Origin of the sequence: Streptococcus mitis (genome assembly GCF_000960025.1) — a bacterium.
Taxonomy (GTDB): Bacteria; Bacillota; Bacilli; order Lactobacillales; family Streptococcaceae; genus Streptococcus; species Streptococcus mitis_DH.
The window spans coordinates 298,533-308,911 of record NZ_JYGQ01000004.1; the positions used below are offsets into that span (position 1 = coordinate 298,533).

Genomic DNA, 10,379 nt, shown 5'->3' on the forward strand with positions numbered 1-10,379 from the left:
CATCAACCGTGCAGTCTTTTTACTAGCCAAAAAATGAAAAGGCAGACCCTATTCAAGAATCCGCCATCATCCAAAGATTAATCTTCAAATTTTTCATGATTTTTTTCATAGAAATCAATTAAACCTAGAGCTGTTTCAAATGAAATATTTTTTACTTTTGCACGACCCTGCGCTAGAGCAATGATAGACATTTCACGCGCATTCGTTTCTTTAGAGATACGGTAGCCTGTGATCTTCTTATCACGAACCCAGCCAACAACTGATTCTACTTTTTCAAAGTTTGACTTAGCCATGTCCTTCTCCTATTTTCTTCTTTACGATATTTAATTGTATACGTTTTTATGTGTTTTGTCAATAAAAAAACATATATTCAATAAAATTAATGATTTATTTTTCTGTTACTATCTTATTAAAGCCGATAATATATAGGTTTTTACTTGCTATAAACCATTAGTAAATACCTTTAAAATAATTGTATTATTAACTCTTTTGTTTGTAAAAATATTCATAATTTACAAATGCCAGTTCGGGATAGGTTAGACAGGTTTTATCTTCAACTTTATTCTATTTATCCAACTTTAAAACAATATTTCTAATAGTGAAAGACTTTCTCTCCACACTATTACTAATTATTATTTCTCTTCTCCTTCTTTGGTATTCTTCCTGCCTTTATAAGCACTTTTCACTTGATCAACTGGTACTATTTATTTACTTTATCAATATTCCTTTTTATTTCTTCAAACCTATAAAAAGATGAGTCGTTAGGAGACAATAGTATCCTATCTTCTAACATTTTCCACTGTTTTTATCTTCTTAGTATCTTATCACTCTTCTCAGTTAACTCAGTATAAGGTTTCTCATTAGTATTGATTATTTTTTCTAATTCCTATTATATTTAACCAAATTTCAGATTAGACATATATAAAATAGTGGATTCTAAAAATACGCCTTATATATAACAAGTAATTTTACTCCCTTACTATAAACTGAATCAAAAAATAATAGGTACTATAATGACTTGTGATAGAAATAGCGTAATCGATTTCCTAAGTCCATAGGAATCGCCCCCTTTCTTCACCCTCATTATAGCACCTATACATCAGTTGTGCAAATAATATGATATTTTTTTATTAGTCCTCAGACAAGCATATTATAGAGCGTTTCATTACCATTTAAGTTAATATAAGATGGATCAAAACCTTCCATTCGACGAATCAAGCCTGCATAATCATGCTTATCTGCCAAGGCAATCCCAATTAATACTGGTCCTGTTCCCTTGCTAGCTCGTTTGATATACTCAAAACGTGTGATATCATCATTTGGCCCCAGGATATCATTTACAAACTCACGCAAGGCCCCCGGACGCTGTGGAAAATTAACCACAAAGTAATGCTTGATCCCATCATAAATCAAGGCACGCTCTTCCATTTCCGGCATACGGTTGATATCATTATTTCCTCCAGAAATGATACAACAAATGGTTTTCCCCTTGATATATTCAGCTAAAACCTCTAAAGAGGCGATACTAGCCGCTCCAGCAGGTTCTGCGACAATCCCTTGCTTAGAGTAAAGGTCAATCAAGGTTTCAGAAATCAGTCCCTCATCGACACCTACTAAGGTTTGAACATATTGACGAGTTGCTTCATAGGTCAATTGACCTACCTTTTGTACAGCAATCCCATCCGCAAATTTGTCAATTTCTTTGAGTTTGACAGGTCCACCAGCTTCAAAGGCAGCTTTCATGGAACGTGCCCCATTAGCCTCTACTCCGATGACTTCAATTTCTGGACTTGTTTCCTTGATATAGGTAGAAACCCCAGCAATGAGACCGCCACCTCCAACAGGAACTAAGACAGCATCAAAATCAATCGATTCTTTTCGAGCTTCTTCTAAAATCTCATAAGCAACGGTCCCTTGACCAGCCTGAACATGGGCATCATCAAAAGGATCAATAAAGGTACGATTTTCAGAGACTGTAAATTCTTGGGCTGCTTTGGCTGAGGCATCAAAAGTATCTCCAACTAATTTAATAGTCACGAAGTCCCCACCAAAAAAGCGAACTTGACCAATCTTTTGTTGCGGAGTAGTAATTGGCATAAAGATAGTAGCAGGAATCTTCATCTCATTACAGGTATAGGCTACTCCCTGCGCATGATTTCCCGCAGAGGCACAGACTACCCCACGCTCACGCTCTTCCTTGCTGAGCTGAGAAATAGCATAATAGGCACCACGAATCTTAAATGAACGAACACGTTGAGCATTTTCTTTTTTCAAATAAATCTTAGCACCATACTTCTCCGATAAATAATGGTCGTAATCCAGTGGGGTATTCACAACCACACCATTCAAGACCTTATGAGCCTTGATTATATCTTTTGAGCTTAACATCTTTTTCTCCTAGACTATTCATATTATCACAATCCATCCTCTTAAAAGAGAGATGAATTGATTATAAAAGCGAGTTAGTCCCCCAACTCGCCTTCACCTTAATTTCTATCAATTAGTTATAGATTTTGAATGCATCATCGTCGTTTTTACCAACGAAAGGCATTGCTTTACGCAATTCTGCACCAACTTTTTCAATTTCAAGGTTCGCTGCTTGTTCACGGTAAGCAGTCAATTTTGGACGTCCAGCTTTATAGTCATTTACAAAGTCATTTGCAAATTTACCATTTTGGATGTCTGCCAAGACAGCTTTCATGTTTTCTTTAACTTGCTCAGTAATCACACGTGGACCTGATACATAGTCACCGTACTCAGCAGTATTTGAAATAGATTGACGCATTTTCTTGAATCCACCTTCATAGATCAAGTCAACGATTAATTTCATTTCGTGAAGAACTTCAAAGTAAGCCAATTCTGGAGCGTATCCAGCTTCTGTCAAGACTTCGAAACCTGCTTCGATAAGGGCAGTCAAACCACCACAAAGTACAGCTTGTTCACCAAACAAATCTTCTTCAGTTTCTTCTTTATAAGTTGTTTCAAGAAGACCTACACGAGCTGCTCCAACACCTTTACACCAGTCCATAGCAATGTTTTTAGCATTTCCTGTTGCATCTTGATAAACTGCGTAAAGAGCTGGCACACCAAATCCTTCTTCGTAAGTACGGCGTACCAAGTGTCCTGGTCCTTTAGGAGCACACATGAAGACATCTACATCTGCAGGAACTTTGATAAATTCAAAGTGAATGTTGAAACCATGAGCAAATCCAACTGCGTTTCCAGCTTCCAAGTTTGGAGCGATTTCTGCTTCGTACAATTCTTGTTGGATTTCGTCTGGTGCCAAAATCATGATAACGTCAGCTAATTTAGTTGCTTCTGCTACTGTGTAAGTATCAAATCCATCTTCTTTTGCTTTGTCAAAAGATTTACCTGGACGTACACCGATAATGACATCACGACCTGAATCACGCAAGTTTTGAGCGTGCGCATGTCCTTGTGAACCATAACCAATAACGGCGATTTTTTTACCGTCAAGTGCTGCTACTTTAACATCTTTTTCATATTCCATTTGAACTGCCATAGTTTTTTCTCTCTTTTCTATTATTTATTGCCTTTTAGGCTGGTTTAACAAATTTAAAATATTTTTATACTCAATGAAAATCAAAGAGCAAATTAGGAAGCTAGCCGCAGGCTGCTCAAAGCACTGCTTTGAGGTTGTAAATAAGACTGACGGAGTCAGTAACATATACCTACGACAAGGCAAAGCTGACGTGATTTGAAGAGATTTTCGAAGAGTATTAATCACGGGTAAATCCAGTTGCACCCGTTCGAGCAATATTACGAATACCGTATGGTCGAATGACTCGCAACAGTGCTTCGCTCTTTTCTGCATTTCCTGTCATCTGAATGGTAATCGAGCTTGGTGCTACGTCTACCACCGTTGCACGGAAAGGTTGAATAATCGCTAGAATCTCAGCTCGCTTCTCAGCTGGCGCTGACATCTTAACCAAAATCACCTCGCGCTCCAAATGAGGCTTGTCTGTGATATCACGAATGCGAATCACATCAATCTGACGATTGAGTTGCTTGATAATTTGCTCCACTTCATCATGTGAAGCTACATCAATAATAATGGTGATCCGCGATACATTCGGATCTTCTGTTGCTCCAACAGAGATGCTTTCGATATTAACCTGACGACGAGACAGGACACCGGTAAAGCGATTGAGGACTCCTGAACGATTTTGTAGTTTTGCTGTTAACATTCTACGCATGGAACTTCACCCCCAACATCTCATGATTACTCTTACCAGCTGGTACCATTGGTAACACCTGTTCCTTACGAGAAATATCTACCTCAATTAGCATAGGAACATTCTCAGTGATGACTTCAAGGTCTTGAGCCAAGGTCTCAGGATTGTCAAACTTATAGTTTTTAATGCCATAAGCTTGTGCCATCAATTGGAAATCAGGAAGGGTATCAAAGACTGACTCTGACGTTCTACCTTCATAGAAGGATTCCTGCCATTGGCGAACCATTCCAAGTGAGTGGTTGTTCAGCATAACCACCTTGATTGGCACCTTGTAAATGTTCAAAATAGCCAATTCCTGGTTAGTCATTTGGAAACCACCATCCCCAACAAACAAGACTACTTCCTTATCTGGGTTAGCAATTTTAGCTCCAATTGCTGCTGGAATTCCAAATCCCATGGTTCCCAAACCACCTGAAGTCACTAACTGACGTTCATTTTGGTAGGGATAATACTGGGCTGTCCACATTTGGTGTTGACCAACGTCTGTTACCACAATGGCATCACCATTCGTCAACTCACCGATGCGTTCAATAACAGCTTGCGGCTGAACCACACGCTCTTTCTTATCATAAGAACGAACGCGGTTCTTGTCTTTGGTAACTTTTTCAATCCATTTCTCAGTATTGTTATGAACAGTTGGTTCCGCCAACAACATTTGCAAAGCTTTCTTAGCATCTCCAACTACAGGAATATCTGCACTGATAATCTTGCCAATCTCGGCTGGGTCAATATCAATGTGAGCAACCTTGGCATTCTTAGCGAAGGTCTTAGGATTCCCCGTCAAGCGGTCATCGAAACGACAACCAATACTAATCATAAAGTCCGCTTCCGTCATGGCAATATTAGCTGCGAAAGATCCGTGCATGCCTCCCATTCCAAGGAAGAGTGGATGACTCGTTGCAATCGTTCCTTGTCCCAAAAGACTGGTTACCACCGGGATTTGATAGCGTTCTGCAAATTCATTTAATTCTGCAGCTGCTTCAGCATAACTAATCCCCCCACCAGCTAACAAGACTGGTTTTTTAGCCTTGGACAATTGCTTCAAAATTTTCTTGATTTGCATATCATTCGGCTCAAGAGTCGGTTGATAACTTGGTAGGTTCACTTCTGGTGAATAGATGAAGTCGGTTTCTAAAGCAGATACGTCTTTAGGTAGGTCAATTACGACCGGCCCTGGTCGACCTGTTGTTGCGATATGAACAGCTTCTGTAATGATACGCGGAATATCTGCCGTCTCACGAACTTGGTAATTGTACTTAGTGATTGGCATGGTAATTCCCACGATGTCTGCCTCCTGAAAGGCATCCTTCCCAATACCTGCTCGCGCCACCTGACCTGTAAAGACCAAAAGGGGAACGCTATCGCTCATGGCATCTGCAATCCCTGTAATGGCATTTGTTGCTCCCGGTCCGCTAGTGACGACGGCAACACCCAACTTTCCAGTTGATTTGGCATAACCTTCAGCTTCATGCAGACAACCTTGCTCATGGCGTCCTAGAATGTGGCGAATGCCTTTAAAATTATATATCGCATCATAAAAAGGCAAGACCGCACCACCAGGATAACCAAAGATGGTATCAATTCCTAAATCACGAAGTGTTTCCAAAACTAGGTCCGACCCCGTCTTAGGAGATTCTAAACTGATTTTCTCCATTGTTCCCCTTTCTCTTCTCTTAAAAATAACTTGTTACTATCATACCATTTTTTCAAAATTTTTCAAGAGAAAAGAAGAAATTTTCTGAATTTTCTATTTTAACGTTTATTTATGAATGTTATTTTTGTTTTTATTAAAAAGATACCGATTTCATTTACTAAAAAAGAAAAAAGAACTGATTTCTCAGTTCTTCATTAATCTTATTCTACACTAAATAGATATGGGTAAACAGGTTGTTGGCCTTGGTGGATTTCGACTTCAACATCTTCGAATTCTTCTGCGATTTCTTGAGCAATTTCATTGGCAAGTTCTTCACTTCCGTCTTCACCGACATAGAAGGTTACGATTTCACTATCTTCATCCAACATATGTTTCAATGTTTCTGTCAAGGTTTGGTGCATGTCAGGGTTCGACACGAGAATTTTCCCATCTACCATACCAAGATTATCGTTTTCATGGATTTCTAAGCCATCAATCGTTGTATCACGCACAGCTGTTGTGACGCTTCCGCTAACGACATCGCTAAGAGCTGCAGTCATACGCTCTTGGTTTTCTTCGATGGGCTTGCTTGGATCAAAGGCGAGAAGACTTGTCAAACCTTGTGGCAAAGTACGAGCTTCCACCACTACTGCTGGTTGCTCCAAAACTTCTGCTGCAGATTGAGCTGCCATGAAGATGTTTTTGTTGTTTGGCAGGAAGATGATGTTACGAGCGTTGACCTGTTCAACAGCCTTGATAAAGTCTTCTGTTGAAGGGTTCATAGTTTGACCGCCTTCAATAACATAATCTACACCTTGAGAACGGAAGATATCTGCTAAACCTTTACCAGCCACCACAGCAATCAAAGCATACTCTTTTTCTTCAGCTGGCTTGCTAACTTGAGCAGCTTCTTTCTCAACCTGTGCTTCGTGTTGGTTACGCATATTGTCAACTTTTACCTTGACCAAGCTACCATATTTGAGACCTTCTTGCATAACAAGTCCTGGATCTTCTGTATGGACATGGACTTTGACGATTTCATCATCATTGACAACAAGGAGAGAGTCCCCAAGTTCATTCAAGTAGTTACGGAATTCATCGTAGTCAAAATCTTTAGCATAGGTTGGACCTTGCTTAAGGGCTACCATGATTTCAGTACAATAACCAAAGGTAATGTCCTCAGTCGCTACATGACCAGCTACAGACTTGTGATGTTCTGCATTGATCATTTCACTCATGTTGGCCGGAGTCGCTACAAAGTCCTCAGATGCGATATATTCACCAGTAAGGGCTGAAAGGAAACCTTCGTAGATAAAGACCAGTCCTTGACCACCTGAGTCCACAACGCCAACTTCTTTCAATACTGGAAGCATGTCTGGTGTTTTAGCTAGAGCTGTTTTAGCACCTTCCAAGGCTGCGCGCATGACTTCAACAGCGTCATCTGTTTGCTCAGCTTTTTTCTTAGCACCGATAGCAGCCCCACGAGAAACTGTCAAAATCGTTCCTTCAACTGGTTTCATCACTGCCTTATAGGCAACTTCCACACCTGATTGGAAGGCAAGGGCCAAGTCTTGACCTGTTAACTCATCTTTATCCTTGATAGCTTGTGAAAATCCACGGAAAAGCTGAGACGTAATAACGCCTGAGTTTCCACGCGCACCCATCAAAAGACCTTTGGCAAGAATGCTCGCTACCTCGCCAACTGTAGAAGCTGGCTTGTCTGCAACTTCTTTAGCTCCATTTTCAATGGTCATTCCCATGTTTGTTCCAGTATCTCCATCTGGAACTGGAAAGACGTTTAATGAATTGACATATTCAGCTTGCTTATTCAAGCGAGTTGATGCAGCCTGCACCATTTCTTGAAATAAGCTAGTAGTAATTTTTGACACGGTTATTCTCCTACAACTTTGATATTTTGAATGTAGACATTTACAGTCTGAGCAGTAATTCCAAGTTGGTTTTCCAAACTAAAACGAACACGCTCTTGAATGTTTTTTGACACTTCGCTAATCTTTGTTCCGTAGCTCAACACGGTATATACATCAACTGCAATACTGCCATCTTCGGCCGCCTTTACGACGACACCTTTAGAATAATTTTCCTTACCTAGAAGGGCTTGGAAATTATCTTTGAGGGCATTTTTACTAGCCATACCGACCACACCAAAAATTTCAGTTGCTGCTCCACCTACGACGGTTGCAATCACTTCATCTGTTAGTTCGATTTGACCATCTTTTGTATTAATTTTTACAGTCATCCTTTTTACCTCAACTAGTTGATACTCTATTTTATCATATTTCAGCCCAAGTGTAAAAGCAGAATACTGTATCAGCGGATATTTACTCTATTTTTCAAATGATGTTACACCCACAGAAAAAGAAAAAGACCCTAAGGTCTCCTTACTTTTATTATTAAACGCGTTCAACTTTACCTGATTTCAAAGCACGAGCTGAAGCCCAAACTTTTTTAGGTTTACCATCGATAAGAACAGTAACTTTTTGAAGGTTTGGTTTTACGGCACGTTTTGTTTGGTTCATCGCGTGTGAACGGTTGTTTCCTGATACAGTCTTACGACCTGTAAAGTAACATACTTTAGCCATTGTGTTTTCCTCCTATTAGATCTAATATAGCGGATGTGCTAGCACCACATACCGTACTATGTTATCACACTTTCTTCATTTTTGCAAGGGAATTGGAAGATTTTTTTATTTAACGTAGACAATTCCCAACTTCCCAAAAGCCACATCTCCACGGATAATCAAGGTTTTGCTGGTTGGGACTAGAGGAGTATCTGCCTTAGCTACGCCACAGAAAGTTTCTACCTTTAAATCAACTCCCCAATGTTGGGGAACATAGATAACTGCATTGCCAAAACCAACTTCCACTTTCAGAGTTGCGGTATCTCCTAAAATCTCTGCATTGTCATAATATATCTTGGCATTGCCAAAACCAACTTCTACTTGATCTTCTACCAATTCTTGCTCTTGCTTGTAGAAAGTCCCAGTCCCAAAAGCAACTTCCTTATCTGTCAGAATGGTCTTTTCACCGTCATACCACCATTTTTTCCCATTCCAAGTTCTGTTAGAATGAGTGAGTGCGCTGACACCCATTACGATTAAAATACTTGCCCAGAACAATGACTGATTAGGAATTGGTAAAATGCCATAAAAGTGGTTAGCAATCATTAAGGCTACTAGAGCTGTAAAAGAGGCTGAAGTTAAGTGACGACGCAACAAAGCTCCAACTGATTGATAGGCAAAAAATCCAATACCAAGCAAGGGCCAAATTTGCCCACCGAATGAAGGGATTCCAAAATTTCCTTGTAATAATATTAAAGCTGCCAATACTAGCAACACAATACCAAATGCTTTCTTTTTCATGTTCTTACCTCATGTTTCTTAGATTTTCTTTTAGGAGGGATTGGTAATGCCGTGAGACATGAACCTCCTTGTGGGTCTGATAAAAGGAAATGGTGCCCGTTCCTGAAAAGGACTTGTCCACCGAATAAACCTGACGGATATTTGCAATAGTCGACTTGGATACCCGACTAAAATAGCGAGGAAGGATAGCCTCTAACTCATAGAGTTTAAGCCGAACCTCGTAGGCATCTTTCTGGGTATGGGCGTAAATCTTGCTACCTTCCGTCTCAAAGAAGAGAATTTCCGATAAGTCCAGATAATATTCACCTGTTCCCTTGTAAAAAATCAACCGAGTAGACTTGGATTCTTGCAAGAGTCGCTGTAAATCCGCAATCTCATCTGTCAAAGCCGCTGCCTTGATGATAATTTCAGTTTCCTCTAAATTGCTGTCAATTTCGATTCGTAACTTCATTCCATCTCCTTTCTGACTCTACTATATCAAAGGGAAAATAAGAAAACAAGAGCAAAAAAGCAAGTGGTTACTTTAAACTCGTAAGTGGTTGTGGGACCACCTTAACTTACAGGTCAAAATAGAAAGAAAATCACACCCCACACAAGACCACAAATATAGCCAACCACTACATCCTTGGAAAAATGCACTCCCCCTAAGACTCTTACTAGACCGAGGAAAGCTGACAAGACCAACAAGATAACCCCTACAGATAAACTAGCATGTAAGCAAGCCATGGAGATAATGGTTGCTGAAAAGACATGACGACTGGGCATAGACTGACCAGGGCTATCTCTCTCAAGCAAAGGTTTAATATCCCATTCCTCATAAGGCCTAGGGGCATTGATTTTCTTACGAAGAAAGGACAAAATCACAAAGCCTGACGCAGGGATACACACATAGATCAAGACCTGTTTACCAAGTCCTTCTTGGAAGTAGGTAGTGGCTAACAAGGTTAGATAAATCATAGGCATAACTGCCGTCATGAACCGATTGAAAGTTCTTAACAAGCTCAGAAGAAAGGGCTTATTTTTAATGTTACTAGCAACGTGGCCATACCATTCTTGATAATTTTTCATATATTTTCTCATCACTTACTCAAATTTTGCTTATAGGGAAGC

Annotated in this window: 11 protein-coding genes; all 11 read right to left on the reverse strand. The window is 39.9% G+C overall.

Features of this window, described 5'->3' with window-relative positions:
* Window positions 1-77: 77 nt before the first annotated feature.
* Window positions 78-293: a capsule biosynthesis transcriptional regulator gene (locus TZ91_RS08255; protein ID WP_001130036.1), complete on the reverse strand. Its 216-nt coding sequence runs from the start codon at window positions 291-293 to the stop codon at window positions 78-80.
* Window positions 294-1,137: 844 nt separating this feature from the next.
* Complete coding sequence (gene ilvA / locus TZ91_RS08260; protein WP_004256769.1) at window positions 1,138-2,388, reverse strand: threonine ammonia-lyase IlvA; 1,251 nt, start codon at window positions 2,386-2,388, stop codon at window positions 1,138-1,140.
* Window positions 2,389-2,500: 112 nt separating this feature from the next.
* Window positions 2,501-3,523 carry a ketol-acid reductoisomerase gene (gene ilvC, locus TZ91_RS08265; protein ID WP_000290683.1) on the reverse strand — a complete coding sequence of 341 codons (1,023 nt, stop codon included), beginning with the start codon at window positions 3,521-3,523 and terminating at the stop codon, window positions 2,501-2,503.
* 217 nt (window positions 3,524-3,740) lie between these two features.
* Complete coding sequence (ilvN, locus tag TZ91_RS08270) at window positions 3,741-4,217, reverse strand: acetolactate synthase small subunit (RefSeq protein ID WP_001253803.1); 477 nt, start codon at window positions 4,215-4,217, stop codon at window positions 3,741-3,743.
* A complete protein-coding gene (locus tag TZ91_RS08275) occupies window positions 4,210-5,910 on the reverse strand; it encodes an acetolactate synthase large subunit (protein WP_033682350.1) in 1,701 nt (566 codons plus the stop codon). The genes ilvN and TZ91_RS08275 overlap by 8 nt, the downstream gene beginning before the upstream one ends.
* A 200-nt stretch (window positions 5,911-6,110) precedes the next feature.
* The gene (locus TZ91_RS08280; RefSeq protein ID WP_033686325.1) at window positions 6,111-7,778 is read right to left on the reverse strand and encodes a DAK2 domain-containing protein; all 1,668 of its coding nucleotides are present in this window, start codon (window positions 7,776-7,778) and stop codon (window positions 6,111-6,113) included.
* A 2-nt stretch (window positions 7,779-7,780) separates the two neighbouring features.
* Window positions 7,781-8,146: an Asp23/Gls24 family envelope stress response protein gene (locus TZ91_RS08285; RefSeq protein WP_000216437.1), complete on the reverse strand. Its 366-nt coding sequence runs from the start codon at window positions 8,144-8,146 to the stop codon at window positions 7,781-7,783.
* Window positions 8,147-8,300: 154 nt separating this feature from the next.
* Window positions 8,301-8,489 carry a 50S ribosomal protein L28 gene (rpmB, locus tag TZ91_RS08290; RefSeq protein WP_001140948.1) on the reverse strand — a complete coding sequence of 63 codons (189 nt, stop codon included), beginning with the start codon at window positions 8,487-8,489 and terminating at the stop codon, window positions 8,301-8,303.
* A 105-nt stretch (window positions 8,490-8,594) separates the two neighbouring features.
* Window positions 8,595-9,269 (reverse strand): LiaF transmembrane domain-containing protein, encoded by a 675-nt coding sequence (locus TZ91_RS08295; RefSeq protein WP_033686323.1) that lies wholly within the window; start codon window positions 9,267-9,269, stop codon window positions 8,595-8,597.
* A gap of 4 nt (window positions 9,270-9,273) precedes the next feature.
* Window positions 9,274-9,720, reverse strand: coding sequence for a LytTR family DNA-binding domain-containing protein (locus TZ91_RS08300; RefSeq protein WP_033686320.1), 447 nt, complete (start codon window positions 9,718-9,720; stop codon window positions 9,274-9,276).
* Window positions 9,721-9,833: 113 nt separating this feature from the next.
* Window positions 9,834-10,337: a phosphatase PAP2 family protein gene (locus TZ91_RS08305; protein WP_033686312.1), complete on the reverse strand. Its 504-nt coding sequence runs from the start codon at window positions 10,335-10,337 to the stop codon at window positions 9,834-9,836.
* Window positions 10,338-10,379: the final 42 nt, after the last annotated feature.

Bases quoted from the DNA above. Each gene is read 5' to 3' on its own strand.
- TZ91_RS08255 (WP_001130036.1), bottom strand. From the start codon at position 293: ATGGCTAAGTCAAACTTTGAAAAAGTAGAATCAGTTGTTGGCTGGGTT.
- rpmB (WP_001140948.1), bottom strand. From the start codon at position 8,489: ATGGCTAAAGTATGTTACTTTACAGGTCGTAAGACTGTATCAGGAAAC.
- ilvC (WP_000290683.1), bottom strand. From the start codon at position 3,523: ATGGCAGTTCAAATGGAATATGAAAAAGATGTTAAAGTAGCAGCACTT.
- ilvN (WP_001253803.1), bottom strand. From the start codon at position 4,217: ATGCGTAGAATGTTAACAGCAAAACTACAAAATCGTTCAGGAGTCCTC.
- TZ91_RS08300 (WP_033686320.1), bottom strand. From the start codon at position 9,720: ATGAAGTTACGAATCGAAATTGACAGCAATTTAGAGGAAACTGAAATT.
- TZ91_RS08295 (WP_033686323.1), bottom strand. From the start codon at position 9,269: ATGAAAAAGAAAGCATTTGGTATTGTGTTGCTAGTATTGGCAGCTTTA.
- ilvA (WP_004256769.1), bottom strand. From the start codon at position 2,388: ATGTTAAGCTCAAAAGATATAATCAAGGCTCATAAGGTCTTGAATGGT.
- TZ91_RS08285 (WP_000216437.1), bottom strand. From the start codon at position 8,146: ATGACTGTAAAAATTAATACAAAAGATGGTCAAATCGAACTAACAGAT.
- TZ91_RS08275 (WP_033682350.1), bottom strand. From the start codon at position 5,910: ATGGAGAAAATCAGTTTAGAATCTCCTAAGACGGGGTCGGACCTAGTT.
- TZ91_RS08305 (WP_033686312.1), bottom strand. From the start codon at position 10,337: ATGAAAAATTATCAAGAATGGTATGGCCACGTTGCTAGTAACATTAAA.